This window comes from Pseudolysinimonas kribbensis (genome assembly GCF_039531715.1).
GTDB classification, from domain to species: domain Bacteria; phylum Actinomycetota; class Actinomycetes; order Actinomycetales; family Microbacteriaceae; genus Pseudolysinimonas; species Pseudolysinimonas kribbensis.
Window position 1 is genome coordinate 31,094 of sequence record NZ_BAAAQO010000005.1, and the last position, 25,864, is coordinate 56,957.

Consider the following 25,864-nt stretch of genomic DNA (forward strand, 5'->3'; position numbering starts at 1 on the left):
GATCGGCTCAGTGGAACGAATCGCCGCAGGCGCAGCTGCCGCTCGCGTTGGGGTTGTCGATCGTGAAGCCCTGCTTCTGGATCGAATCCTCGAAGTCGATCGAGGCTCCGTCGAGGTACGGCGCGCTCATCGGGTCGACCACGACCTCGACACCGTCGAAGTCGCGCGTCGCGTCGCCCTCGAGCAGACGCTCGTCGAAGTAGAGCTGGTAGATCAGGCCGGAGCAGCCGCCGGGCTGGACGGCGACGCGCAGGCGCAGATCGTCGCGGCCCTCCTGCTCGAGCAGGCTGCGCACCTTGTCGGCGGCGACGTCGGAGAGGGCGACGCCATGCGTCGCCTCGCTGGTGAGCGCGGTGTCGGTCATGGCTCGATGGTACGCGCGTCGAGCCGGGAGAGCAGGAAGGCCTCCGCGAGGATCGCCCGCTGCAGGCTCGGCAGGTGCACCGACTCGTTGGGGCTGTGCGCGCGACTGTCGGGATCCTCGACTCCCGTGATGAGGATCTGCGCCCGCGGGAAGTGCCGAACCAGGTCGGCGGTGAACGGGATCGAGCCGCCGGAGCCCATGAGCACGGGCTCCACGCCGTCCCACGCCTCGCGCAGAGCCGCCTGCTCCGCCTCGACCGCCCACCCGTCGACCGGCGCGAGGAACGCCTGGCCGAGATCGACGTCCGGGTCGAAGTCGAGCCGTGCGCCGAACGGTGCGTGCGCGACCAGGTGCTCGCGCAGGATGCGCTCGAACTCGTGGGCGTCCTGCCCGGGCGCGACCCGGGCCGCGATGCGGACCCGCACGCTCGGGATCAGGGTGTTCGACGCGTTGAGGACGCTCGGCGCGTCGATGCCGGTCACGGTGATCGACGGCTGGAACCACTCGCGGCTGAGGATCGTGCCCCGGCCGATCGGCGACGTCCCCTCCGGCAGACCGGACTCCTCGCGGAGCTTCGCCTCGTCGTAGCCGGGCGTCGGCGCGTCGTGGGTGGTGAGCCCCTGAACCGCGACGGCGCCCTCGTCGTCCCACAGAGTCGCGAGCAGCTTCGACGCCGCGAGCATCGCATCCGGGATCGCGCCGCCGAACATGCCGGAGTGCACCGCGTGCCCGAGGGTGGTGATCCGGAGATTGAAGGCGACCATGCCCCGGAGCGCGACGTTGATCGCGGGGGTGTCGACATCCCAGTTGCCGCCGTCGGCGACGACGATGACGTCGGCCGCGATCCGGTCGTGGAAGCGGTCCAGGAAGCTGGGGAGGGACCGGGAGCCGAACTCCTCCTCCCCCTCCGCGTACAGCACGATGCCCACCTGCGGGTCGACGCCCGCCGCGATCAGCGCTCGGATCGCCGCGATGTGCGCCGTCACGCCCGCCTTGTCGTCCGCGGCCCCGCGACCCGCGAGCCGGTCGCCGCGGAGCGTGGGCTCGTACGGCTTCGTCTCCCAGTCGGCATCGTCACCGGGCGGCTGCACGTCGTGATGGGCGTAGAGCAGAACCGTCGGCCGGCCGTTGCGCGACGGCCGGGTGGCGAGCACGGCGGGGAGGCCGTCCTGCTCCTTGCCCGGGATCGGCGCGCGGACGATCTCGACCGACTCGAACACGCCGGTGGCGCGGGCCAGCTCCGCCACGGCGTCGGCACTGCGCTGCACCTGTTCGGGGTCGAATCCGTCCCAGGAGACGGAGGGAATGCGCACGAGACGCGTGAGGTCGGCGACGGCGGCCGGGAATCCGGCCTCCACCGCCTCGCGCAGCTCGGCCGATCGGGGGGTGGTGTCGGTCATGCGGGTATCCTAGGGACCCGAAGAATCAGAGGACTTCCCGTGGCCAAGACCCCGACTCCCCCGCACAGCGACGACACCGAGGTCGTCAACGGCAAGGGGCGCGCGACCCCGACCCGCAAGCAGCGCGAGGCGGCGAACAAGCGCCCCCTCGTGCCGAGCGACCGCCGCCAGGCGGCTCGGATGTCGAAGGACCAGATCGCGGCGCAGCGCGAGCGCGCCCGGGTCGGCATGGCGGCCGGCCAGGAGCAGTACCTGCCCCAGCGCGACCGCGGTCCGCAGAAGCGCTACACCCGCGACTTCGTCGACGCCCGATGGAGCGTCGGCGAGGTGCTCCTCCCGCTTCTGGCCCTCGTCATCGTCAGCTACTTCTTCCCGACGATCGCCCAGTACGCGCTCTTCGGCGTCTGGATCGTCATCGCGATCGTCGTGATCGACGGCATCGTGATCGGGTTCCAGCTGCGGAAGCGGCTGTCGGCCAAGTTCGGCACGGTCGAGCGCGGCGTCCGCTGGTACGCGTTCATGCGCGCCATCCAGTTGCGACCGATGCGGATGCCCAAGGCGCAGGTCAGGCGCGGGCAGTACCCGTCCTGAGGCGCAGACCGCGGTTGATCCGGCGGGCCCAGAACGGACCCTCGTAGAGGAACGCCGTGTAGCCCTGCACGAGGGTGGCCCCGGCGTCGAGGCGTGCGCGCACGTCGGCCGCGGTCTCCACGCCGCCGACGGAGATGATGCACAGCTCGTCCGGCACCGCGGTGCGCAGCAGCCGCAGGAGCTCGAGAGAGCGGGGAGCCACCGGGGGTCCCGACAGCCCGCCGGCTCCCGCCCGCTCGACGACCAGCGGGTCCGTGCGGAGCCCGTCGCGTGCCAGCGTCGTGTTGGTCGCCACGATGCCCGCGAGGTGCAGTCGCACGACCAGGGCGGCGATCCGCTTCGCCTGCTCGTCGGTGACGTCGGGTGCGATCTTGACCAGGACCGGCACTCCCCGCGCCTCGCCCTGCACGGCCTCGAGCAGCGGCGCCAGACGGTCGAGCTCCTGCAGGCCGCGCAGGCCCGGGGTGTTGGGCGAGCTCACGTTGACGACCAGGTAGTCGGCGTGCGGCGCGAGCACGCGGGTGCTCGCGCGGTAGTCGTCGATCGCGTCGTCGACCTCGACCACCCGGCTCTTGCCGATGTTGACGCCGATCACCGGCCGCGCCCGCCGCGCACGCTCGCGGACAAGACGCGGCGCGACCTCCTCGGCGCCGTCGTTGTTGAAGCCCATGCGGTTGATGAGGGCCCGGTCGGGCATCAGCCGGAACAGCCGGGGCCGGGGATTGCCGGGCTGGGCGCGCGCGGTCACCGTGCCGATCTCGACGTGGCCGAAGCCGAGAACACCCAGGCCCCGGATCGCGCGGGCCTCCTTGTCGAATCCGGCCGCCACCCCGAAGGGCGACGCGAACTCGAGGCCGAGGGTGCGCACCGCGAGCGAGGCGGCGGGCCGGGTGAGCGGGCGGAGCGCGAACGCCAGCACCGGCAGCATCCGGATGACGAGGTAGCCGAGGCGGTGGGCGCTCTCCGCGTCGAGACGCGCGAGGACGAGCCGGAACAGGACGCGGTACATGCCGACGCCAGGCTATCGGGTGCTATTCGGCGTCGGCGTCCGCCTCGGCCGAGGCCGCGTCGTGCTCCACCCGCAGGAGCGTGATGGCCGCCTCGAAGTCGTCGAGCGACTCGAATCCCTGGTACACGCTCGCGAACCGCAGGTAGGCGACCTCGTCGAGCTCGCGCAGCGGCGGCAGGATCGCCAGGCCGATGTCGTTCGCGTCGATCTGCGAGACGCCCGTCGCGCGGATCGACTCCTCGACGCGCTGCGCGAGCAGGGCGAGGTCCGCGTCGCTGACGGGCCGCCCCTGGCACGCCTTGCGCACGCCCGACACGATCTTCTCGCGGCTGAACGGCTCGACGATGCCGCTGCGCTTGATCACGCTGAGACTCGCGGTCTCGGTCGTCGAGAAGCGGCGCCCGCACTGCGGGCACTGCCGGCGACGGCGGATGGCGAGGCCGTCGTCCGAGGTGCGCGAGTCGATGACGCGGCTGTCGGGATAACGGCAGAAGGGGCAGAACATGGCCCCGCCAGGATAAGTCCCGCGGGTCCCCCGGCGCCGCAGTTCAGTCGAAGCGGCGGTCCACCGCGTCGCCGTGGGCCGGCAACTGCTCCGCGTCGCTGAGCGCCCGGATACCCCTCCGCACGGCCGCGAGCCCCGCCCGGTCGTATCGGATCACCTGCTGCGGGCGCAGGAACGCCGCCGCCGAGAGACCCGCGGAGAAGCGCGCCTGCCCGCCGGTCGGCAGCACGTGGTTGGACCCCGCGAGGTAGTCGCCGAGGCTGACCGGCGACGTCGCCCCGAGGAAGATCGCCCCGGCGTCGTGGATGAGCGCGAGCGTCCCGTCGGGATCCGCGGTCTGCAGCTCGAGGTGCTCCGGCGCGTAGGCGTCGCTGAACCGCGCCGCGCTCGGGATGTCGTCCACGAGGACGATGGCGGACTGCCGCCCGTCGAGGGCGGTTCTCGCGCGCTCGCGATGCACGGTCGCCCCGAGCTGGCGCTCGAGTTCCGCGACCACGGCCCGCGCCAGCTCCGGTGCATCGGTCACGAGCACCGCGGAGGCGAGTTCGTCGTGCTCCGCCTGGCTCAGCAGATCCGCGGCGACGAGCCGCGCGTCGGCGCCGGCGTCGGCGATCACGAGGATCTCCGTGGGACCGGCCTCGGCGTCGATGCCCACGACGCCGCGCACGACCCGTTTGGCGGCCGCGACGAAGACGTTGCCGGGACCGGTGACGAGGTCGACCGGCTCGAGGCCCAGCGCCGGCACGCCGTAGGCGAAGGCGCCGATCGCTCCGGCGCCGCCCATCGCGAAGACGCGGTCGACGCCGAGCAGGCCGGCCGCACCGAGGATCGTCGGGTGCACGGCCCCGCCGAATGCGGCCTGCGGCGGCGACGCGAGGGCGATCGCGTCCACGCCCGCCACCTGGGCGGGCACGACGTTCATGACGACGCTCGAGGCGAGGGCGGCCTTGCCACCGGGCACGTAGACGCCCACGCTGCCCACTGGTTGCCAGCGCTGCTCGACGACGGCGCCGTCGCCCAGCGGCGTCACGGTTGCCGAGGGCACCTGCGCCCGGCTCGCGAGCCGCACCCGGCGGATCGCCTCCTCGAGCGCGGCGCGCACGCCGGCATCCAGGCCCTCCACCGCGGCATCGATCGCGGCCGGGTCGACCCGCACCGCCGGCGGGCGCACACCGTCGAACCGTTCGGCCTGGTCGAGCAGGGCGGCCTCGCCGCGATCCCGCACGTCCGCGATGAGCGCCGCGGCCGCATCGGTGGCCGTCGTCACGTCGACCTGGGCACGAGGGACGAGGGCCGCGAGATCGGCACGGCCGGGTCGCGCGCCCCGCAGGTCGAGGGTCTGGATCATCGTCGTTCAGCGTATCGGCGCCTCCGATGGAGCGGTGCGCTCGTGTCAGCGCGCGGCCGGAGGGCGCGGGAGGATGGGGGGATGCAGGACCAGGAGGCCTTCCGCCTCGCCTTCCGCCGCCTCGCCGCCGGCGTCTCCGTCGTGACCGCCCTCGGCCCGGACGGCGCACCGGTCGGATTCACGGCGACCTCTCTCGCGTCGCTCGCCGCCGATCCCCCCATGGCGACCTTCAACATGGCGCGCGCCGCGAGCTCCTGGCACGCGGTCGAGCAGACCGAGCACGTGCTGGTGCACATCATGGGCGCCCGCAACCGGGCGGCGGCGCACACGATGTCGCTCGATGCGCAGCTGCGCTTCCGGGGACCGCACTGGGCGCCGGGGCCGCTCGGCATCCCGCAGCTGCGCGACGTGCCGGCCTGGATGCTGGGGCGCGTGATCGGACGATATCCCGTCGAGGAGAGCGCGGTCGTCGTCGTGCGCATCGAGGACGGCGGGCTCGGCGAACCCGACCAGCCGCTGCTGTACCACGAGCGCGACTACTGGCGACCCGGCGACCGGATCGACTAGCCCGGCTCAGGCGACGCAGTTGGGGCCGAGGAGCCGCTTGAGCTCGCCGTAGAGGTCGGCGGTGACCGAGACCGGGAACGGGATCTCGAACATCCGCGCGGACTCGCCGCGCACCAGCCGCAGCCGCACCTCGTTCTCGCCCGAATGCCGGATCAGCACGTCGTTCAGCGCGCTCACGACGTCGGTGGTCGCCCGCTGCTCGGGCACCGAGATCACGAGCGGGCCGGAACCGAGCGACTGCCCGGTGTCGGGGACGAACAGGCTCTGCGCGTGCAGGTTGAAGCCGTCGTCGCGCACGCTCACCCTGCCCTTGATGACGACGATCGCGTCTGCGACGAGCGACGGCGAGAACTCCTGGTAGGTCTTGCCGAGGAACATCACGGAGACCTCCCCGCCGAAGTCCTCGAGCTGGACGATGCCGTACGGGTTGCCGGACTGGCGCGCGGTGCGGTGCTGCACGCTGGTCAGCAGACCGGCGACCGTCACGACCTCGCCGTCCTCCGGCTCCCCCTCCAGCAGCTCGCCGATCGAGACGCTCGCGTGCTTGGCGAGAGTCAGCTCCAGCCCGGCCAGCGGATGGTCGCTCACGTAGAGCCCGAGCATCTCGCGCTCGAACGCGAGCTTGTCGCGCTTGGCCCACTCGGGACGCTCGGGCACCCGCTCCACCGCGTGCTCGGGCTCGTCCCACAGCTGATCGAAGTCGAAGCCGACCTGGCCGTTGGCCTCGGCGCGCTTGTCGCTCACGGCGCTGTCGATGGCGCCCTCGTGGATCTCGATGAGCGCCCGGCGGGTGTCGCCGAGCGAGTCGAAGGCGCCGGCCTTGATGAGCGACTCGACCATGCGCTTGTTGAGGGCGCCGAGCGGCACCTTGCGCAGGAAGTCGTGGAAGCTCGTGAAGGAGCCCTTCTCCTGGCGCGCCGCCTTGATCTGATCGACGACGCCGAAGCCGACGTTGCGCACCGCGCCCATCCCGAACCGGATGTCCTCGCCGACGGCGGAGAAGTAGCCGATCGACTCGTTGACGTCGGGTGAGAGCACCTTGATGCCCATGCGGCGGCACTCGTTGAGGTACATCGCGAGCTTGTCGCGGGCGTCGCCGACGCTCGTCAGCAGCGCCGCCATGTACTCGGCCGGGTAGTGCGCCTTGAGGTAGGCGGTCCAGTAGCTGAGCACGCCGTACGCGGCCGAGTGGGCCTTGTTGAACGCGTAGTCCGAGAACGGCAGCAGGATGTCCCAGAGCGTCTTGATCGCCGTGGCGGAGTAGCCGTTGGCCTTCATGCCGTCGACGAAGCCCTGGTACTGCTTGTCGAGCTCCGACTTCTTCTTCTTGCCCATCGCGCGCCGCAGGATGTCGGCCTGGCCGAGCGAGAAGCCCGCCACCCGCTGCGCGATCGCCATGACCTGCTCCTGGTAGATGATCAGGCCGTAGCTGGTGTCGAGGATCTCGGCGAGCGAGTCCTTGAACTCCGGGTGGATCGGCGTGATCTCCTGCTGGCCGTTCTTGCGCAGGGCGTAGTTGATGTGCGAGTTCGCGCCCATCGGTCCCGGGCGGTACAGCGCGATGAGGGCGGAGATGTCCTCGAAGTTGTCGGGCTTCATGAGCCGCAGCAGCGACCGCATCGCCCCGCCGTCGAGCTGGAACACACCGAGCGTGTCGCCGCGGGACAGGAGCGCGTAGGCCTCGGGGTCGTCGAGCGCCAGCTCCTCGAGCACCGGACGGAATCCCCGGTTGGCCTGGATGTTGTCCAGCGCGTCGTCGACGATCGTGAGGTTGCGCAGCCCGAGGAAGTCCATCTTGATGAGACCGAGGGCCTCGGATGCCGGGTAGTCGAACTGCGTGACGATCTGGCCGTCCTGCTCCCGCTTCATGATCGGGATGATGTCGATGAGCGGTTCGCTCGACATGATGACGCCGGCGGCGTGCACGCCCCACTGGCGCTTGAGCCCCTCGAGGCCGCGGGCGGCCTCGAAGACGGTCTTGGCCTCCGGGTCTGTCTCGATGATCGTGCGGAGGTCGCCGGCCTCCTTGTAGCGCTCGTGCGCGGGGTCGACGACGCCGGTGAGCGACATGTCCTTGCCCATCACCGGCGGCGGCATCGCCTTGGTGAGCTTCTCACCCATGCCGAACGGGAACCCGAGCACGCGCCCCGCGTCCTTGAGCGCCTGCTTCGCCTTGATCGTGCCGTAGGTCACGATCTGCGCGACGCGCTCCTCGCCGTACTTCTCGGTCACGTACCGGATGACCTCGCCGCGCCGGCGCTCGTCGAAGTCCACGTCGAAGTCGGGCATCGACACGCGATCGGGGTTGAGGAACCGCTCGAAGATGAGCCCGTGCTGCAGCGGGTCGAGGTCGGTGATCCGCATCGCGTAGGCGGCCATCGACCCGGCGCCCGACCCGCGGCCCGGCCCGACCCGGATGCCGTGGTCCTTCGACCAGTTGATGAAGTCGGCGACCACGAGGAAGTAGCCGGGGAACCCCATCTGGGTGATGACGCCCACCTCGTACTCGGCCTGCGTGCGCACCTCGTCCGGGATGCCGTTCGGGTAGCGCACGTGGAGGCCCTTCTCGACCTCCTTGACGAACCAGCTCTCCTCGGTCTCGCCCGCCGGCACCGGATAGCGGGGCATGTAGTTCGCACTCGTGTTGAACTCGACCTCGCAGCGCTCGGCGATCGCGACCGTGTTGTCGCACGCCTCGGGGATGTCGCGGAAGATCTCGCGCATCTCCTGCGGCGACTTGATGTAGTAGCCGTTGCCCTCGAGCTTGAAGCGGTTCGGATCGGCCATGGTCGACCCGGACTGCACGCACAGCAGCATCTCGTGCGCCCCCGCGTCGGCCGCGCGGGTGTAGTGGGAGTCGTTGGTCGCCACGAGCGGCAGGTCGAGCTTGCGCGCGATCGACAGCAGGTCGTCGGCGACCCGCTTCTCGAGCCCGAGACCGTGGCGCATCACCTCGACGAAGAAGTTGCCGGCCCCGAAGATGTCGCGGTAGTCGGCGGCGGCCTGGAGCGCCAGATCGAACTGGCCCAGCCGCAGCCGGGTCTGCACCTCGCCGGACGGGCATCCGGTCGTCGCGATGAGCCCCTTCGCGTAGCGCTGGAGCAGCTCGCGGTCCATCCGCGCCTTGAAGTACTGCCCCTCGATCGACGCGAGCGACGACAGCCGGAACAGGTTGTGCATGCCCTCGGTCGACTCGGCCCACATCGTCATGTGCGTGTACGCGCCGCCGCCGGAGACGTCGTCCTCGCCGCCGTTGCCCCAGCGGATGCGCGTCTTGTCGCGGCGGGAGGAGTCGCCGGGCGCGAGGTAGGCCTCGGTGCCGATGATCGGCTTGAGACCCGCGTTCCTGGCCTGGTTCCAGAAGTCGAAGGCGCCGAAGTTGTTGCCGTGGTCGGTGATCGCGACGGCGTTCATGCCGAGCTCGGAGACGGCGCCCATGAGGTCGCCGACCCGCGCCGCGCCGTCGAGCATCGAGTACTCGGTGTGCACGTGCAGATGAACGAAATCCGACGACGCCACCTAGCGAGACTAATCCGCCCGGAGGACGTCGAGGGCGTGTTGCAGGTCTGCCGGGTAGCGTGTCTCGAACTCGACGGGCTCCCCGGTGCCCGGATGCCGGAATCCGAGACGCACCGCGTGCAGCCACTGCCGCTCGAGCCCCACCCGCGCGGCCAGCGTCGGGTCGGCTCCGTAGAGCAGGTCGCCCACGCATGGGTGACGCTGCGCGGCCATGTGCACCCGGATCTGGTGGGTGCGTCCGGTCTCGAGGTGGATCTCCAGCAGCGTCGCCGAGCGCTCCGCCTCGAGGGTGTCGTAGTGGGTGACGCTCGGTTTGCCGTCGGCTGTGACCGCGAACTTCCAGCTCGCCGAGGGATGCCGCCCGATGGGCGCGTCGATCGTCCCGCGGAAGGGGTCGGGGTGCCCCTGCACGACGGCGTGGTAGATCTTGTCGACCGTCCGGTCGTGGAAGGCGCGCTTCAGCTCCGTGTACGCCCGCTCGCTCTTCGCGACCACCATGAGGCCGCTCGTGCCGACGTCGAGCCGGTGCACGATGCCGGCCCGCTCCGCAGCACCCGAGGTGCTGATCCGGAATCCGGCTGCCGCCAGGGCGCCGAGCACCGTCGGGCCGTCCCAGCCGACCGCGGGGTGGGCCGCGACGCCGACGGGCTTGTCGATGACCACGATGTCGTCGTCGTCGTGGACGATCGCGAAGTCGGGCACGAGCTGCGGAACGACGGACGGCTCCTCGCGCGGCGTCCACTCGATCTCGAGCCAGCCGTCTCGAAGCCGATCGGACTTGCCGAGCGGCTGTCCGTCGAGCGTCGCTCCCCCGGCGTCGATCACCTGCACCGCGAAGCTGCGCGAGAAGCCGAGGAGCCGCGACAGGGCGGCATCGGCGCGCTCGCCGAAGAGTCCGTCGGGCACCGGCAGGGTGCGGCGCTCCACGGCTACCCCTTCGGGGTGGGGCGGCCCGCCGGCGCGTCGCCCGGTTCCGCCTCGGCTGCGGCCGCGCGCGCGGGCTTGCGGATGACCGCCCGGGAGCCATCGAGCCCGGTGCCGCGCAGCGACAGCAGGATGAACAACGCCATCGACGTCGTGATGGCGATGTCGGCCACGTTGAAGATCGCGGGGAAGAACCCGATCGTGATGAAGTCGACGACGTGCCCGACCCCGAACCCCGGCGGCCGGAACAGTCGGTCATTGAGGTTGCCGAGCGCCCCGCCGAGCACGAGCCCGAACATCGTGGCCCAGGCGAGAGAGCGGATCCGGCGCGAGAACCACGCGATCACGACGATCACGCCGACCGCGACGATCGAGAAGATCCACGTGTAGCCGTTGGCGAACGAGAACGCCGCGCCCGAATTCGTGACGTAGTGGAACTGCAGCACGGGCCCGAGGAGCGGGACGACCTCGTCCTCGTGGAGATGGCTGACGATCAGGAACTTGGCGAGCTGGTCGAGCCCGTAGACGCCGAGCGCGATGATCGCGAGGAGGAGCAGAGCCCGGACGCTGACGCCGCCCCGCGCGCCGGCCGAGGCCGTGCGGCGGGGCGCCGCATCATCCGGCTGCTCAGTTGCCGGCAAAGCCCTGGTACTCGGACGGCTGACCGAACGCCTCGAAACCGCCCGACGGCTGAGCGCCGGGGAACGCGGGAGCGTTCTGCTGCGGCGCGACCGGCGGGGCGCCGACCTGCACCGGCTGCGCGGGCTGCTTCGTCTCGGACGCATCGGATGCCGGGGCGGTCGGCGAGGTGCTGCTCGGCAGCTCGGGGGTCGAGTCGAGCTCGCGGAGCTGGCCCTCGATGTATCCGCGCAGCTTCTGCCGGTACTCGCGCTCGAAGGTGCGGAGCTGGTCGACCTGACGCTCCAGGCCCGCCTTCTCCTCCTGCAGCCGGTTCGTCTGCTGCTCGAGCGAGGCGCGCTCCTGCTCGATCGTGCCGAGCTGCGCCCGCGCACCCTCCTGCGCCTCGGACACGACGCGCGCCGCGGTCGCGTGACCCTCGGCGATGAGCGCGTCGCGCTTCTCCATGCCCTCGCGCACGTGCTCCTCGTGGAGCCGGCGGGCGAGCTGAAGCAGGTTGTTGGTGTTACCCGGGTCCATGGCGTCGGCGCTCACGGGCGCGGGTGCCGGCGTCGGGACGGGCGCGAACGCCGGCTCCGGCTGTGCGACGACCGCCGGCTGCGCGGGGGCGGACGCGGCGGCGGGTGCCTGCTGCGCCTGGCGCTGCAACTCCTGGACGCGCTGCTCGCCCTGAACGAGCCGCTGCCGCAGCTCCTCGTTCTCCTGGCCGAGTCGGCGCAGCTCCACCACGACCTCGTCGAGGAAGTCGTCGACCTCGTCCTGGTCGTAGCCCTCACGGAACTTGGTCGGGTTGAAACGCTTGTTGACCACGTCCTCCGGCGTCAAGGCCATGCCCATCACTCTCCAGCTCTTCGTGTCCGGTCTCTCGGCCCCGGAACATCACGTTGCGATAACGCTAGCAACTTCCACCTCACCCCGAGGCTGAGGACTCAGCGTACCGCCCCGGGTGCCGCGACCCTGGGGCTGCGGTGTGCGTTGCGCGAGCACGCCGGAATTCCGGGACCGCGGTCCCGGCACCGGCGGTCGATCTTCAGGCGAAGAACGCGGCCTCGACGTCCGACTCCGCCTCGGCCTGCTCGCCGCTCGTGGCGACGTGCTCGGGCGAGAGCAGGAACACCTTGCTCGTCACGCGCTCGATCTTGCCGTAGAGGCCCTGCGACAGGCCGCTCGCGAAGTCGATCAGGCGACGCGCATCCGGCTCGCTCATCTGGCTGAGGTTGATGATGACCGGCACGCCCTCGCGGAAGCTCTCGGCGATCAGCTGCGCATCCTTGTACTGCCGCGGGTGCACGGTGAGGATCTCGCTCATCGCGGGCTGGGCGTGACGACTCGCCACGGGGCGTCGCAACGGGGTGACCGGCGCGCGCGTCGACGTCGGCGCGGCTGCGACGGGCGCCGCCGGCGCGACGGGGGCTTGGTCCTCGTAGTCCTCGTCGGCCAAGCCGAGGTAGACCATGGTCTTGCGCAGCGGGTTCGCCATCTCGTCCTCCCGAGGAGCTCGCGTTCGGTCTGACCTTAACCAGGGGTTGAACGTTTTCCGGTGATTGCCGTCCCGATGCGAAGGTGTGTCGCGCCCTCGAGGATCGCCTCGCGGAAGTCGCCCGACATCCCCGCCGAGATGGCGACGGCGTCGGGCGCGATCGCCCGCACCCGCTCGGATGCCGCCCGCACCCGGGCGAATTCGGACCGTGGCTCGGCGCCGGGCGACGCGACCGCCATGACGCCCCGCAGCCGCAGCGAGGGGAGCGTCAGCAGATGCTCGGTGAGGTGCTCGACCCCGTCGGGGTCGACGCCGCCGCGGGCCGGGTCGTCGGTGAGGTTGAGCTCGAGGAACACGTCGAGCGGGGGCAGCGCATCGCCCGCCCGGTGCAGTGCATCGGCGAGAGCCGCACGGTCCAGGGAGTGCACCGACGCCGCGTACGCGCGGACCGCGCGCGCCTTGTTGCGCTGCAGCTGCCCGACGAAGTGCCAGCGCAGTGCCAGGCTCTCCAGCTCGGCGGCCTTCGCCGCCGCCTCCTGGTGCCGGTTCTCCCCCACGTCCTGCACGCCGAGCTCGGCGAGCTCGCGCACGAGCGACACGGGGTGGAACTTGGTGACGACGATCCGGGTGAGCTCGCGGCGCTCGCGTCCTGCCGCGCGCGCCGTCGCGGCGATCTCCGCGTCGACCGACGCGAGCCGGTCGGCGAGGTCCGACATCGCGCTACTTCAGGAAGTCCGGGATGTCGAGGTCGTCGTCGTCATCGAAGTCGCGGTCCGCAGGGGCGGCCACCGGTGCGTCGGGCTCGGTCGCCCATCCGGACGGCATCGGCTGGGTCTCCTGCAGGTGCGAGCCCGAGGTCCCGACGCCCACCCCGGCCGGCACCTGGGCCTCGACGAAGTTGCTGCGGCGGTCCTGGCCCGCCTTGACCTGCGGCTCTCCCCCGTCGAAACCCGCGGCGATCACGGTGACGCGCACCTCGTCGCCGAGGGTGTCGTCGATGACCGCGCCGAAGATGATGTTCGCCTCGGGGTGGACGGCCTCCTGCACGAGTCGCGCCGCGTCGTTGATCTCGAAGATGCCCAGGTTGGATCCGCCCTGGATCGAGAGCAGCACGCCGTGGGCTCCGTCGATCGACGCCTCGAGCAGCGGGCTCGCGACCGCGAGCTCCGCGGCCTTGATCGCGCGGTCGGCTCCCCGGCTCGCGCCGATGCCCATGAGGGCCGAGCCGGCGCCCTGCATGACGCTCTTGACGTCCGCGAAGTCCAGGTTGATCAATCCGGGGGTCGTGATGAGATCGGTGATGCCCTGCACGCCGGCGAGGAGCACCTGGTCGGCGGTCGCGAACGCCTCGAGCATGCTGATGCCGCGATCGCTGATCTCGAGGAGCCGATCGTTCGGCACCACGATGAGCGTGTCGACCTCGTTCTTGAGGGCGATGACGCCGTCCTCGGCCTGCGCCTGCCGGCGCTTGCCCTCGAACCCGAACGGCTTGGTCACGACGCCGATGGTGAGCGCGCCGATCGACTTGGCGATCCGGGCGACGACGGGCGCGCCGCCCGTGCCGGTCCCGCCGCCCTCGCCCGCGGTGACGAAGACCATGTCGGCACCCGAGAGCGCCTCCTCGATCTCCTCCGCGTGATCCTCGGCGGCGCGCCGGCCCACCTCCGGGTCGGCTCCGGCGCCGAGTCCGCGCGTCAGCTCGCGGCCGACGTCGAGCTTGACGTCGGCATCGCTCATGAGCAGCGCCTGGGCGTCGGTGTTGATCGCGATGAACTCGACGCCGCGCAGGCCGAGTTCGATCATCCGGTTCACGGCGTTCACGCCGCCGCCGCCGATGCCGACGACCTTGATCACCGCGAGATAGTTCTGGTTCGTGGTCACGTCCCGGCCTTCCGTGTCGCTCGTTTCCGAAACCTTCAACTTCTACTTGAAGTCGAGATAAGTTCCGACTACGCTGGTCTGCCCTCACGGTACGGACGGCGACCAGGAGGGGCGGGAGGCGCCGCGCGTGTCGCGCCGATTGAGCCGCGACACCGGGCGTCAGCCCTGCACGCCGCCCTGGTCGTCGCCACCGGCCGGCGCCGTCGGCGAGCCGGTCGGCGTGGGAGTCCCGCCCGCGCCAGCCTCGGTGCTCGGCGGGGTCACCCCGCCGAGCGTCGCCGTGTCGCTGGGGTTGAAGACCGCGAACTGGGGCGCCGACACGGTGTAGGTGCCGGAGCCCTTCTGCCCGTGCAGCGCGATGAGGCGGCCGAGCACCTGCGCCTTCAGCACCGACTGGTCGGCGCTGCCCCAGAGCACGCGCTGCCCCGAGCCGCGCAGCGTCAGCGTCACATCGTCGTGCGTGCGCGCGGCGATCGTGTCGACCTGGGCGCGCAGGGCTGCCGGCAGGGCGAGCAGCACCTGCGCCATCGACGCGAAGCCCGGGCCGTTCAGCGGCGCGTCGGCGAGCTGGATGAGCGGCACCCCGTCGGGCCGCTTCGCCGTGCGGTCGACGACGATGCCCGCCGGGTCGACCAGCTGGAAGTCGTCGGCACCCTGGATCACGCCGACCGGCGTGCGCTCCGACACGTGCACGATGAGAGTCGCCGGGGGCTCGAGCTCCGTGACGTAGCTGCGGATCAGCGAATACCGCCCGAGCTCCTTCTTGATCGCCGAATCGTCGAGCAGAGCCAGCGGTGTGCCGAGGTTCGGCGCCAGCGCCGTCTCGAGGGCCGAGGCGTCAAGCCGGTGGGTGCCGTCGACGCCGATGGTGCGCAGGGCCAGGAGCGGGGAGTACACGGCGGTCAGGACCAGCAGCACGAGCAGCACGAGCACGCCGCCGGCCGCGAACAGGCCGGCCCGGCGGTGCCGCGCGCGCCGCGTGAAGCGCTTGACCTCGCGCTTCTCCTCCCGCCGTCGGGCACGGGCGGCGGCCCGGATGTCGGCGCTCGCGACCCGCTCCCGGGCGGGGGCCGGCCGCCGGGATGCGCGCGGTGGCTTCGGCGCGCGCTCCTCGTGCGGCGGGGCGGGTCGCGCGGGCGTGGAGCCTGCCTGCGCGGGGGGCGCCGGGCGCGCGGGTCGCTCGACCGGGGGCGCCGCGACACGCGAGCGCGGAGAGGGCGCGGCGGCGGCCGGACGGCGCAGGGCACCGCCGACGGCTTCGGGTCGTCTCACCCTCCGAGCATCACCGACGGCTCACGCCGCACGGCGGCGACTCACCGCGTCTTTGGCAACCTTCGACTCACAACAGCCACTCGGGACGCTCATCGAGATCTGACAGGAGCGCGGAGCGCTGTATCCACTCCGCCAGACGAGGCTCGAGAGCAAGAAGTCGCACGCGATCAAGGTCCGCGCGCCGACGAGCCAAGAACGCCCACATCTCGTCCTCGGCGCGCTCGACGAGTTCACCCAGCTCGCCAGGCTCCTCGTCCCAGATGAGACCTGCCACCGCGTCGGCCGCCTCGCGCTCGTCCCGGAGCTCGCCCAGACGCCGAGCGACCGCGATCTCGAGGTCGAGCAGGAAGTCGTGGACGACTTCGTGGGGCATCGGCGCGAGGGCGGCCGCTTCCCGGAACGGCGATCGGAGGCAGGCGAGACAGTTGACCGCGACCCGGCGACTCGGAGGTCGCCAGGCCACGATCGCCCGGTACAACCTGCCCAGGCTGACCTCGAGCATCAGCTCTGCCGGCATCCCACGGCGTGCAGAGCCGCCACGTCGCCGCGCCCGAGCACCGGAGCCGTCGCCGGGTCGAGCACCGGGGTCATGATCTCGTCCTTGCGCGTGGCGTGGCCGAGGCCGACGGCGTGGCCGAGCTCGTGGAGCATGGTGAACTCGGCGGTCGTCGTGCCCGGCGCGTTGACGGCGGCGTCGGCGGCGATCTCGACGTCGGCGTGACGGATCGCGCCTTCGTCGTCGGTGCGCGTCGACGTGACGCCGATCGCCTCGTCGCTCCCGCCGAGCCGCTGCACGTCGGGAGACGGGACGTAGGAGATCAGGATCCCCGCGTCGTACGACGACCCGATGCGCAGCGGCAGCCCGCTCGTCCGCGCGATGCTCGCCACCGCGGACGCGACGACGTCCGCGGAGCCGGCCGGTGAGCCGTCCGCCAGCCGAACCTCGATGGGCGCGGCGCAGGACCAGCGCTCGGGGCCGTTCGCCGCCGTGCCGAGGAAGGAGTAGTCCCTCCCCTCCACCAGGTCGGCCGGGGGCGCCGCGGCGGCGGCGGAGGCGCGAGCCGCGCCGGTGGCGATCACGAGCGAGGCCGCGATCGCGCTGGCGACGACGAGCACCGCGAGCGCGGCGAGGAGGAGCGTCCGCGGGCGGACGCTCCGGCGGTGGTCGTGCTGCTCCGGAACGACGACGGCCCCGACCCGGGCGGGGTCGAGCTCGTCGAGTCCGACGGCGCCGGGCCGCTCGAGGTGGTCCGACTCGTGCGGCAGCGGGACCGCGGGCTCCTTGCGCTCGATCCCCGAGATGCGGAGCCGCTGCACGCCGGCGTCGGCGTGCACCGAAGACGCGAGCGCCTGGATCTCGTCGCGGATGCTCGTGCCCAACGGGATGCGGCGCTGCACGTCGAAGGCGAGGTCGGTGACGCGCAGGACCGCCGCCGAGGCCTGGATGGCCTGGATGACCTCGGCGTTGTGGCGGATCTCAACCTCCTCCGCCTCCGCGAGGTCGGCCCGCATGAGCACCAGCTGCTCCTCGGCCGCGTCGAGCGCGGCCCGTCCGCTGCCGACGTGGCTCTCGACGAGCCCGTCGGTCTCCTCGTTGAGCGCGCCGTAGGCGGCGAGCCTCCGACCGAGGGCGTTACCGCGCGAGTAGCCGTAGACGAGGAAGCCGAGCACGCCCAGCACGACGACGCCGAAGAACCCCGCGAACAGGAGGGAGAAGGCGAGGCCGCGAGCCGCGTCCATCGCCATCGCGAAGATCCGGACCGACACGACGCTCACGAGCGCGATCGTCAGGGCGGAGCACGCCGCTCCCCAGGCGATCAGGACGCCGTGGAGCCACCCCACCGAGTGCGCGGGGGTCGCGCGCCCGAGCTGGCCGAGGCCGTGCGCGCGCGCGGCGTCGCGATCGAACGGCTCCCCCGCCGTCGCGGCGTCGGAGTGCACGTGCGCGTAGCCGGCGTCGAGCTTGTCGATGCGGGCCTCCCGGGCGATCCGCCAGGCGCGGATCGCCCGCCCGGTCTGCTTCGTGACGACGTGCGTCGCAGCGAACACGAGCACCGTCACGATCACGAGCGGCAGCAGCGTGAGGAGATTGCTCGGGTTCCACAGGAGCGTGTACACGGCCGAGAACTCGGCGGCCGTGACGCCGAGCGCGGCGATCCACCCCCAGACGCCCGGGGTGGAGTGCTGGCGGTGGCGGTAGTCGCCATGGTTCTCTGCGCGAGAAGCGGCGCGCTGGGCCGAGTCCCCGGCCACGTAGCCGCCGGCGCGGGTGACGTGCTCGCCGTCGACGAGGACGACCTGGGACCATGTCTCCTCCGCCTCGTCGAAGTCCACCGCGGCGGCCGCGACGAGACGCTGCGCCTCGGCGGCACGGCCGTGGGCCTGCTCGACGAGGGGCATCGAGAGCGACCGGCCGGCGGTGATCGCCTTGTTGACGGCGAACGAGACCGCGTAGCCCTCGTTCATGTAGCGCACGTTGGCCTCCTCGTCACGTCCATGGAGGGGGGCGCCGACGACGAGAGCCGCCGCCGTCTCGACGGCGTGGTCCGGCAGGAGCCGCGCGTACGGGTCGAAGGCCCGGTGGAGCGGGTGGAGCGGGTCGACCGGGTTGCGGTAGAACATCGCTCCGATTGATCGACGGGCGACGGGGCCGTCCAGCGTGTTCGGGTTCATGATGCGTCTCTCCTTCTTCTGGTGTTTCCTCTAGTGGTCGGTCGTGGATTCGGCGGTGCAGACCACGCTTCGCTGTGCGGCGTCCTTCGGTCCGAAACCGGGGAGCGGGGCGGTCGCGCCGAGACCGACCGGCGTCGCCGGGACCTTCTCGGACGCAAGGATCTCGGTGATACGCCGTGCGCGGTCGAGGGAGAGCTGCTGCCCGAGGGGCGATCCCGGGTCGCCATAGGCCGCGATGCGTCCGCGGCAGACGATCTGCGAGAAGCGGCCGGTCCTCCAGGCGTCGACGAGCGGCTGGAGCTGCGCTCGGGCCTCGTCGGGCGAGATCAGCACGGCCTCGTCGGGCAGGAACAGGCTGGAGGTGTCGATGCTCGCGGTGATCGAGCCGTCCGCGTGGGCGGTCGGCTGCTGCGGCGTGGGGTCGGGGAGGTTCGGAACCACCGGCGCGGACGGCGCGGTCGGCGCGGCGCGCGTGCCCTGCTCCTCGGTGGCCGAGACGAGCACGCCGCCGGCGCGCTTGATGTACGCGGCCAGGAAGGCGCGGCGCCACTGCGCGGTCGCGAGGTTCAGCGGCGGCTGGTCGGCCTGCGGCTGCGCGAACACGACGTGGAGCCGCATCCCGCGTAGGTCCGGGACCCCGGACCTCGGCAGCGACGCTACCGCGGCGGCCGGATCCGCGGCCATCAGGACGCGGACGTCGGTGGGGTCCGTCGTGGGCAGCGCGAGCGAGCGCAGCCAGACCTCGTGGTCGCGGGCGCCGGGCGCCGCATCGTCCGCGGCGACCGACAGCAGCTCCGCGAGTGAGCGGCCCTCGCCCGTCGGCTCCTCGGCGGCGGCCTTCCCGAAGGCGCGGTCGACGCGGGCGCGGATCGCCTTCGCGCGGAGGTCGGCGTCGGACTCCGGACCTCCGTCGCGATCGACGGCGAGGTCGACCTTCGCGACGGTCGTCGGCGTCTCGCCGGCGCCCTCGTGCAGCACAAGCGTGCCGCCGCCCTTCGCCGACATCGCGTCGGCCGCCGAGGCGATCAGCGCGCGGGTGCCGGCGGAGGCCGCGCCGGACTGGCGGTCCTCCTGCAGGATCACGGTGAGCACCGAGCCCGCGGAGAGCTGCGCGGTGTGTATCCCCAACGCGACGCCTGCGCCGATGACGGCGAGGACGATGACGGCCGCGATCGTGGCGACCGCCCAGCGCGGGACGCCTCGGCGCGGACCGGGGCGTCCCGGACGGCGCGGACCGTGCGAGGCCGGGACTGCGGCGCGCCGACGGAGGGCCGACGGCGCGGACGGGGTGGTGACGGGCATGATTCTTTCCTCTCGGGTGGGCGCTCGGGTCAGGCGCTCGGCTAGCGGCGGGCGGGGACGGTCGACGGCGGCTCGACCATGTCGTCGACCAAGTCGACGTAGCCGAAGATCCCGATGCCGACCGACAGGGCGGTCGCGAGATCGGGCCGCTCCCGCCGGAGCAGCTGACGCAGCGCCGAGATCGCGGCGCGGACGTCATCGGTGGCGTGGTGCACGTCGCGCGCGACGCGGTCCGCGGAAGCGGGGTCGGTGGTCATGAGCGTGATCTCCTCTGCGCCCGGCACCGGAGCCGAGCTGTTCCGCTCAGCGTGATCCGGGACCGGCGCCGTCGGGGCGTATGGAGGCAGAGCACCGGAGAAGGGCCTGCATATTTCCGCCAAACCGCGGGCGAGATACGCTCACGGCGGAGGCCGCGTGACGCCCGAAGTGACCGCTGAGCAGTTGATCGCCTTCGCGCGCCTTCAGCGCTCCCTTTCCCGCGGCGTGCCCTATCCGCGGTCGATGACGAGAGTGGGCCCGCTGCTCGCCGTTCACGTCGATCCCGACGGCTGGAGGGTCGACGGAGTCCAGCTCGGGAGACGCATCCTGCGGGGCGTCCTGCCGGTCTGGAAGGCCGCCATCACCGGCGAGTGGATTGAGTTCCGCTTCTCGGCCGAGGACGTCGTCGAGCGACTCGACCGCTACTGGGGCGGCGACCGACGGCAGGTCGCGAGGCACGAGGCGTCCGACGGGCTCTCCGACGTGGACGCGAGCATCGTGGACGAATGGGAACGCCTCGTGTTCGCCCAAGCGGATGTCCGCCGGTGGGTCGCCGAGCAGATCCCCGTCTACACATCAGCGGTCGCGAACCCGCTGGAGGACCGGCCCGTGGAGCCGGCGCCGAATGATTGGAATCAGTGGCCGAGACGGGACCGCCGGGTCATCCTGGAACGCCTCGCCGCGCTCGACGGCGAGGACGCCGACGACCTGGACCCGACGACGAGCGAACGCCTCGTCGCCGCCCTGCGCGAGGTGATCACACCGCTCATCACGAGCTACATGCGCGACAGCGCCGCGAGCAATCTGGGGCGTCACATCAACCGCGTGGTCCTCCGGGCGTGGCACCGGTCCGACAAGGGCTACTTCGGGAGCCCTCCGCCCGACGTGGGCGCCCCCGCCGGGAGCGGAGTCGGGAACAACGAGACGATGACCATCCTCCAGATGATGGCGTTCGAGGCGCTCGGCCCATCGGTCGAGAAGCTGCGCGCCGCGCTCAAGCGGCGCGGGGAATCCGGACCGCTCAGCGCGATCTCGGACCGGAAGCTCCATCCCCTGGGCGAGATGACCGGATGGGACCGCCAGCGGCAGCTCGAGAACGCGGCCATGCGCGAGCATGCCACGTCGGCCTCCGACGTCAAGTCCGCAGCGGCCGTCGCCGAGTTCCTGACTCAGACGATGCTCATCCCGAGCAGGGCGACCCACTGGGCGACGACGATCCAGGATGCGGGTCCGGATGAGCGACCGGACCTCATCGAGCGCTATCTCGATTTGAGGCAGGCCGTGGCCTGGCACGCTCCCGTCGATGACGAGGGCCTGGCCCGAATCGACGGAGCTCGACCCCCGCTCGCGAGACGACGGCAGATCTCGCTCGCGGATCAGCTGGTGAGGCTGCAGGCCGTCCATGTGAAGCGCCCGGACCTCGTCGAGCGGATCATTCGGATCCAGCACCACGAGTCGGGCACCTTCGACCACGGTGAGCTCGGCGATCGCGATATGGGACTCGTCGCCGGGAAGCTCGGGGATCGCTTCGGCGGACTCGCGACCCTCGCGGCCACGCATCGCGCCCTCACCAAGCAGCTCTCCCAGGGCGACGAGGCCCGGGCGACGACGCTCCTGGAGGACCTCCAGCAGACGACCCTGTCCATCTGCGGCGCCTGCATCTCCCTTCTCGACGAATACCTCATGGTCGTCCGACACCGATCCCAGATCCCCGCCTCCCTGCAGCAGATGTCGCGGATCGCCCTCAGCTACTCATCGAACGCGTACGACATGCTGTCGGACCTCGCGGCGCGCTTTCCCGACACCCGCCTCCCAGATGCTCGCCTGGCAGATCACCAGCACATCTCCTGGTACGGCTGGATCCAAACGGCCCTGCAGAACCGGCTACGCGCCATGATCGACGTAGCGACGGCACGCCGCGCTCGGCTGATGCCCAGCGTCAAACGTGGTCTCGGGTCGGCCCTCGACGCGTCCCTGCCGACGATCCGCGCGCACTATCTGGAGCTCCTCACACTCTCACCGTCAACGAGCACGACCCGTACCGCGCTCGGGATGCAGGGGACCTGGCTGGCTCTGCTCGACAGCGGTCGACTCCCCCAGCCCCCCGACGATCGGCCCGCTCCCGTCCTGCTGGACCTCCGGTTCCTCGACGGCATCGAGGTGGAACTGGGCGAATCCGCGGACTGGCACAACGATCGCGGCGACCACGGAACGTTGGGCAGGATCGGCGAGGCCACGCTCGCGTGGCGCGCGCTCGTCGAGGCCAGCGGCGTGCCCGACAGCGAGGGGGCGGGACCACATGCGCTCAGCCGAGTCGAGATCTGGCGAGGCCTGCTGGCCTAGCCGGACGGACGCCATGGGCCGGGCTATGATCACGGCGATGCCGCTCAAGCCCGATCTCTCGCTCGTCGTCCCGGAGAACCTGGGACGTGTCCACTTCATCGGGATCGGCGGGTCCGGCATGAGCGGGATCGCGCACATGATGCTCGATGCGGGCGTGCCGGTCAGCGGCTCGGACCGCGAGGAGAGCCCCTACCTCCCGCCGCTGCGCGAAGCGGGCGCCACCGTCCACGTCGGGCACGACGCGGCGAACCTCGGCGACGCCGACACCGTGGTGTTCACGAGCGCGATCTGGCCGGAGAACCCGGAGTACCTGCTGGCGCAGGAGCGCGGGCTCACCCTCCTGCACCGCTCGCAGGCGCTCCACTGGCTCTCGCGCCGGCGCCGCGTGCTGACCGTCGCGGGCGCGCACGGCAAGACGACGACGACCGGCATGATCGTGACGATCCTGCGGGAGCTCGGCATCGACCCGAGCTTCGTGAACGGCGGCGTCATCCAGTCGCTCAAGACCAGCTCGGGCGCGGGCGACGATCCGCTCTTCGTGCTCGAGGCGGACGAGTCCGACGGCTCGTTCCTGCTGTATGACACGTCGATCGCCGTGATCACCAACGTCGAGACCGTGCACCTCGACCACTTCGGCTCCGACCAGGGCTATGAGGACGCGTTCACCACGTTCGCCAACGGAGCGCACGAGTTCGTCGTCGCGGGTGAAGGAGACCAGCTCGACCGGGTGCTCACGGGCGTGACGGGTGAGGTACTCCGCTTCGGCGAGGGCGCGGGCGTCGACATGCGCCTCTCCGACATCGTCGCGACCGACCACGTCACGTTCGACCTGCACTGGCAGGGCGAGACGCACCGGGCGCGCATCTCGGTGCCGGGTCGGCATCACGCGTTCAACGCGGCCGCCGCCGTGCTCACTGTCGTGCGGATGGGGCATCCGATCGACCTCGTGATCGCCGCGCTCGACCGCTTCGGGGGAACGAAGCGCCGGTTCGAGTTCAAGGGCATCGTTCGCGGCGTCTCGGTGTACGACGACTACGCCCACGAGCCCGCCGAGGCTGCCGCGGCGTGCGCGGGCGCGCAGACGGTCGTCGGCAAGGGTCGCGTCATCGCCGTGCACCAGCCTCACCTGTACTCCCGCACTCAGAACGTCTCCGACCAGTTCGCGCGCGCCTACGAGGAGAACGCCGACTTCACGATCGTGCTCGCCGTCGACGGCGCGCGAGAGGACCCGATCCCCGGCGTGTCCGGCCAGCTGGTCGTGGACAACTTCGTCGACAAGAGCAAGGTGATCCTCAAGGAGGATTGGCAGGACGCCGCCGACTACATGGCCGCCATCGCACGCGAGGGCGACATCGTCATGACCCTCAGCTGCGGCACCGTCTACCGGATCGTGCCCCAGCTGCTCGAGGCGCTCGAGCGGATCCCCGAGACAGTCGACGCGTCCCGCTAGCCACCCTCCCGCGACGCAAGGGCCTCGGCGACGAGGTCGGCCATGCGCTCGGCGCCGTCGCGGCGTCCGATCGATGCCATCGACGCCGCCATGTGGGCGATGCGGGCGCGGTCGGCGAGCAGCGGGGGCAGCTCCTCGCGCACGTAGCGCGCGTCGAATGCGGCGTCGGCGACGAGGATCGCCCCACCCGCGTCGACCGCGTCCCGCGCATTGACCGCCTGCTCGCCGTTGCCGACGGCATAGGGCACCAGCACTGCCGGGATCCCGAGCGCCTCGAGCTCGGCGACGGTCGAGGCGCCCGCGCGCGAGACGGCGAGGTCGGCGACCGCGAGGGCCAGCTCCATGCGATCGCAGTACTCCAGGATGCGGTATCCGTCCAGCTGCGGATCCGCGACGGGCGAGCGCGCGCCGGTGATGTGCAGCACCTGCCAGCCGCTGCCGAGGATCGCCGCGATCTGCACCGCGACGCTCTCGTTGAGCCGCCGCGCTCCGGTCGAGCCGCCCGTGACGAGCAGCACGGGGCGCCGGTCGTCGAGGCCGAACATGCGACGGCCCTCCGCGCGCGCCGCGGGCAGGTCGAGGTCCGCGATCTCGCGCCGCAGCGGCATCCCGACGACGCGCGCGTGACGCAGCCGGGTCGCCGCGAACGTGACGCCCACGAAGCGGGTCAGTGCCGCACCCATCCGGTTGGCGAAGCCCGGCTTGGCGTTCTGCTCGTGCAGGGCGATCGGCACTCGCTCGAGTCGTGCTGCGCGGTACGCCGGGGCCGACGCATAGCCGCCGAAGCCGACCACGACATCCACCCCGTGCTCGCGTAGCAGCCCGCGCGTGCGCTGCACCGACGCGCGCCAGCGAGCGGGGAAGCGCGCGGCGTCACGGTTCGGGCGGCGCGGGAAGGGCAGCCGCGGGATCGTCAGCAGCTCGTAGCCGCGCGCCGGCACGAGGCGCGCCTCGAGCCCCTCGGCGGTTCCGAGCACGAGCACCCTCGCCTGCGGATCGCGGGTGCGCAGAGCGTCGGCGGTCGCGAGCAGCGGATTGACGTGGCCCGCCGTCCCGCCGCCGGCCAGGAGGTAGGTGGTCACCGGGCCATTCTGCCCGGCCGCACCACCCGCTCGGCGCGCGCGGGGCGATGTCGCGCGAAGGACAGCACGATCCCGATCGCCGCGAGGGTCGTGATGAGCGACGAGCCTCCCGCGCTGATGAGCGGCAGGGGAACGCCGAGGACGGGCAGCAGCCCGAGCACGACCGCGATGTTCACGAAGGCCTGGCCGACGATCCAGACCATGGCCGCGCTCGTCGCGATCTTGGCGAACGGGTCGTCCGACATCCGGATGATGCGCACGAAGGCGATCGCCAGCACGACGAACAGCACGAGCACGAGGACCGCGCCGAACATGCCCAGCTCCTCGCCGATGACGGCGAAGATGAAGTCGTTCGCGGCCTCCGGCAGCCAGTTCCACTTCGCGGTCGAGTTGCCGAGGCCCACCCCCAGCACGCCGCCGTGCGCGAGCGCCTGCCAGCCCCCCAGGGTCTGGTAGCAGTCGGATGCGGCCAGCGTCGGGTCCTTGCAGCCGCCCAGCCACGCCTGGATGCGGCCGACGCGCGACTCGCTGACCGACAGCACGAGCATGCCCACGACGCCCGCGATCACGATCACGACGCCGAGGATGCGCAGGCGTGTCCCGGCGATGAACATCGCGCCGAACACGATCGCCACCATGATGAGCGCCGTGCCGAGGTCGCGGCCCACCAGCACGAGGCCGATCGAGACGGCCACGACCGGACCGATGGGGATCAGCGCGCGCTTCCAGTCGTGGAGATCGTCGAGGCGACGACTCAGGATCCAGGCGAGCCAGATCACGAACGCGAGCTTGATCAGCTCGGACGGCTGCGCCGTGAACGAGCCGACCTTGATCCAGTTCTGATTGCCGCCGTAGCCGTAGCCGAGCGGCGTGAAGACGAGCAGCTGCAGCACCACGCCCGCGATCACCGCCGGACCGGCCCACCGCTTCCAGAACGACAGCGGTGCGCGCGCGGCGATGAGCATGACCGGCAGGCCGATCAGCACGTACAGTCCCTGGCGCGTGGCGGTCGCGAAGAAGTCCTTGTCGTTGTTGACGTACGACTCGATCGACGACGACGAGAGCACCATGATGAGGCCGAACACGACGAGGAAGAGCGTCGTGCCGAGCAGCAGGAAGTACTCGGGCGTCTCCGCGGAGAAGATCCGCTGCACCGCGACGACCGCGGCCGACGGTCGTGGTGAGTCCGCGCCGGAGCGATCGCGCCGCTCGGGGCCGGGTCGCGGCGTGCGACGGGAGGAGGTGGTGGTCATCGCC

The 25,864-nt window shown here is 71.6% G+C and carries 23 protein-coding genes; 4 read left to right on the forward strand and 19 right to left on the reverse strand.

The window, feature by feature from the left end; translation table 11 throughout:
• Nucleotides 1-7: 7 nt before the first annotated feature.
• Both erpA and ABD285_RS16430 read right to left on the reverse strand, forming a co-directional pair.
• Nucleotides 8-364: an iron-sulfur cluster insertion protein ErpA gene (erpA, locus tag ABD285_RS16425; protein WP_284252114.1), complete on the reverse strand. Its 357-nt coding sequence runs from the start codon at nt 362-364 to the stop codon at nt 8-10.
• Nucleotides 361-1,764 (reverse strand): M20/M25/M40 family metallo-hydrolase, encoded by a 1,404-nt coding sequence (locus tag ABD285_RS16430; protein WP_344203617.1) that lies wholly within the window; start codon nt 1,762-1,764, stop codon nt 361-363. Before ABD285_RS16430 ends, erpA begins: the two co-directional genes overlap by 4 nt.
• Nucleotides 1,765-1,803: 39 nt before the next feature.
• Between ABD285_RS16430 and ABD285_RS16435 the strand changes: the two genes are divergently transcribed.
• Nucleotides 1,804-2,355, forward strand: a complete 552-nt coding sequence (locus tag ABD285_RS16435) for a DUF3043 domain-containing protein (RefSeq protein ID WP_344203620.1) — start codon at nt 1,804-1,806, stop codon at nt 2,353-2,355.
• Here ABD285_RS16435 and ABD285_RS16440 read toward each other — a convergent pair.
• The 3 genes from ABD285_RS16440 to hisD are packed head-to-tail and all read right to left on the reverse strand — an operon-like array spanning nt 2,330 to nt 5,217.
• Entirely contained in the window at nt 2,330-3,364 is a 1,035-nt protein-coding gene (locus tag ABD285_RS16440) for a quinone-dependent dihydroorotate dehydrogenase (RefSeq protein ID WP_344203622.1), read from the reverse strand. The genes ABD285_RS16435 and ABD285_RS16440 overlap by 26 nt on opposite strands.
• Nucleotides 3,365-3,386: 22 nt before the next feature.
• Entirely contained in the window at nt 3,387-3,869 is a 483-nt protein-coding gene (nrdR, locus tag ABD285_RS16445) for a transcriptional regulator NrdR (RefSeq protein ID WP_284252118.1), read from the reverse strand.
• Between the two features lie 43 nt (nt 3,870-3,912).
• Entirely contained in the window at nt 3,913-5,217 is a 1,305-nt protein-coding gene (gene hisD / locus ABD285_RS16450; RefSeq protein ID WP_284252120.1) for a histidinol dehydrogenase, read from the reverse strand.
• 81 nt (nt 5,218-5,298) lie between these two features.
• Here hisD and ABD285_RS16455 point away from each other — a divergent pair, with 81 nt between their 5' ends.
• Nucleotides 5,299-5,784 carry a flavin reductase family protein gene (locus ABD285_RS16455; protein ID WP_284252122.1) on the forward strand — a complete coding sequence of 162 codons (486 nt, stop codon included), beginning with the start codon at nt 5,299-5,301 and terminating at the stop codon, nt 5,782-5,784.
• Between the two features lie 6 nt (nt 5,785-5,790).
• Here the strand turns inward: ABD285_RS16455 and dnaE are convergent, their stop codons facing one another.
• The 12 genes from dnaE to ABD285_RS16515 all read right to left on the reverse strand — a co-directional run bounded on the left by dnaE (nt 5,791) and on the right by ABD285_RS16515 (nt 19,731).
• Entirely contained in the window at nt 5,791-9,303 is a 3,513-nt protein-coding gene (gene dnaE / locus ABD285_RS16460; protein ID WP_344203624.1) for a DNA polymerase III subunit alpha, read from the reverse strand.
• A 9-nt stretch (nt 9,304-9,312) separates the two neighbouring features.
• On the reverse strand, nt 9,313-10,230 hold the full coding sequence (locus ABD285_RS16465) for an RluA family pseudouridine synthase (protein WP_284252124.1): 918 nt from the start codon (nt 10,228-10,230) through the stop codon (nt 9,313-9,315).
• 2 nt (nt 10,231-10,232) lie between these two features.
• Entirely contained in the window at nt 10,233-10,868 is a 636-nt protein-coding gene (gene lspA, locus ABD285_RS16470; protein WP_284252126.1) for a signal peptidase II, read from the reverse strand.
• A complete protein-coding gene (locus ABD285_RS16475) occupies nt 10,855-11,697 on the reverse strand; it encodes a DivIVA domain-containing protein (protein ID WP_284252128.1) in 843 nt (280 codons plus the stop codon). Before ABD285_RS16475 ends, lspA begins: the two co-directional genes overlap by 14 nt.
• Before the next feature lie 199 nt (nt 11,698-11,896).
• Nucleotides 11,897-12,346 carry a cell division protein SepF gene (locus tag ABD285_RS16480; RefSeq protein ID WP_284252130.1) on the reverse strand — a complete coding sequence of 150 codons (450 nt, stop codon included), beginning with the start codon at nt 12,344-12,346 and terminating at the stop codon, nt 11,897-11,899.
• 35 nt (nt 12,347-12,381) lie between these two features.
• Complete coding sequence (locus ABD285_RS16485; RefSeq protein WP_284252132.1) at nt 12,382-13,062, reverse strand: YggS family pyridoxal phosphate-dependent enzyme; 681 nt, start codon at nt 13,060-13,062, stop codon at nt 12,382-12,384.
• A gap of 4 nt (nt 13,063-13,066) precedes the next feature.
• Nucleotides 13,067-14,227, reverse strand: coding sequence for a cell division protein FtsZ (gene ftsZ / locus ABD285_RS16490; RefSeq protein ID WP_344203628.1), 1,161 nt, complete (start codon nt 14,225-14,227; stop codon nt 13,067-13,069).
• 159 nt (nt 14,228-14,386) lie between these two features.
• Entirely contained in the window at nt 14,387-15,499 is a 1,113-nt protein-coding gene (locus ABD285_RS16495) for a cell division protein FtsQ/DivIB (RefSeq protein WP_344203630.1), read from the reverse strand.
• Between the two features lie 67 nt (nt 15,500-15,566).
• Entirely contained in the window at nt 15,567-16,001 is a 435-nt protein-coding gene (locus ABD285_RS16500; protein WP_344203632.1) for a hypothetical protein, read from the reverse strand.
• Nucleotides 16,001-18,172, reverse strand: coding sequence for a matrixin family metalloprotease (locus ABD285_RS16505; protein WP_344203634.1), 2,172 nt, complete (start codon nt 18,170-18,172; stop codon nt 16,001-16,003). Before ABD285_RS16505 ends, ABD285_RS16500 begins: the two co-directional genes overlap by 1 nt.
• A 30-nt stretch (nt 18,173-18,202) precedes the next feature.
• Entirely contained in the window at nt 18,203-19,474 is a 1,272-nt protein-coding gene (locus ABD285_RS16510; protein ID WP_284252147.1) for a hypothetical protein, read from the reverse strand.
• 41 nt (nt 19,475-19,515) lie between these two features.
• Nucleotides 19,516-19,731 (reverse strand): hypothetical protein, encoded by a 216-nt coding sequence (locus ABD285_RS16515; protein WP_284252149.1) that lies wholly within the window; start codon nt 19,729-19,731, stop codon nt 19,516-19,518.
• Between the two features lie 244 nt (nt 19,732-19,975).
• Here ABD285_RS16515 and ABD285_RS16520 point away from each other — a divergent pair, with 244 nt between their 5' ends.
• Entirely contained in the window at nt 19,976-22,075 is a 2,100-nt protein-coding gene (locus tag ABD285_RS16520) for a hypothetical protein (RefSeq protein ID WP_344203636.1), read from the forward strand.
• A 37-nt stretch (nt 22,076-22,112) separates the two neighbouring features.
• Complete coding sequence (gene murC, locus ABD285_RS16525) at nt 22,113-23,525, forward strand: UDP-N-acetylmuramate--L-alanine ligase (protein WP_284252160.1); 1,413 nt, start codon at nt 22,113-22,115, stop codon at nt 23,523-23,525.
• On the opposite strand, the gene ABD285_RS16530 is transcribed toward murC, so the two are convergent.
• Nucleotides 23,522-24,607, reverse strand: a complete 1,086-nt coding sequence (locus ABD285_RS16530) for a UDP-N-acetylglucosamine--N-acetylmuramyl-(pentapeptide) pyrophosphoryl-undecaprenol N-acetylglucosamine transferase (protein ID WP_284252162.1) — start codon at nt 24,605-24,607, stop codon at nt 23,522-23,524. The genes murC and ABD285_RS16530 overlap by 4 nt on opposite strands.
• Nucleotides 24,604-25,860: a putative lipid II flippase FtsW gene (gene ftsW, locus ABD285_RS16535; RefSeq protein ID WP_344203638.1), complete on the reverse strand. Its 1,257-nt coding sequence runs from the start codon at nt 25,858-25,860 to the stop codon at nt 24,604-24,606. The genes ABD285_RS16530 and ftsW overlap by 4 nt, the downstream gene beginning before the upstream one ends.
• Nucleotides 25,861-25,864 lie beyond the last annotated feature (4 nt).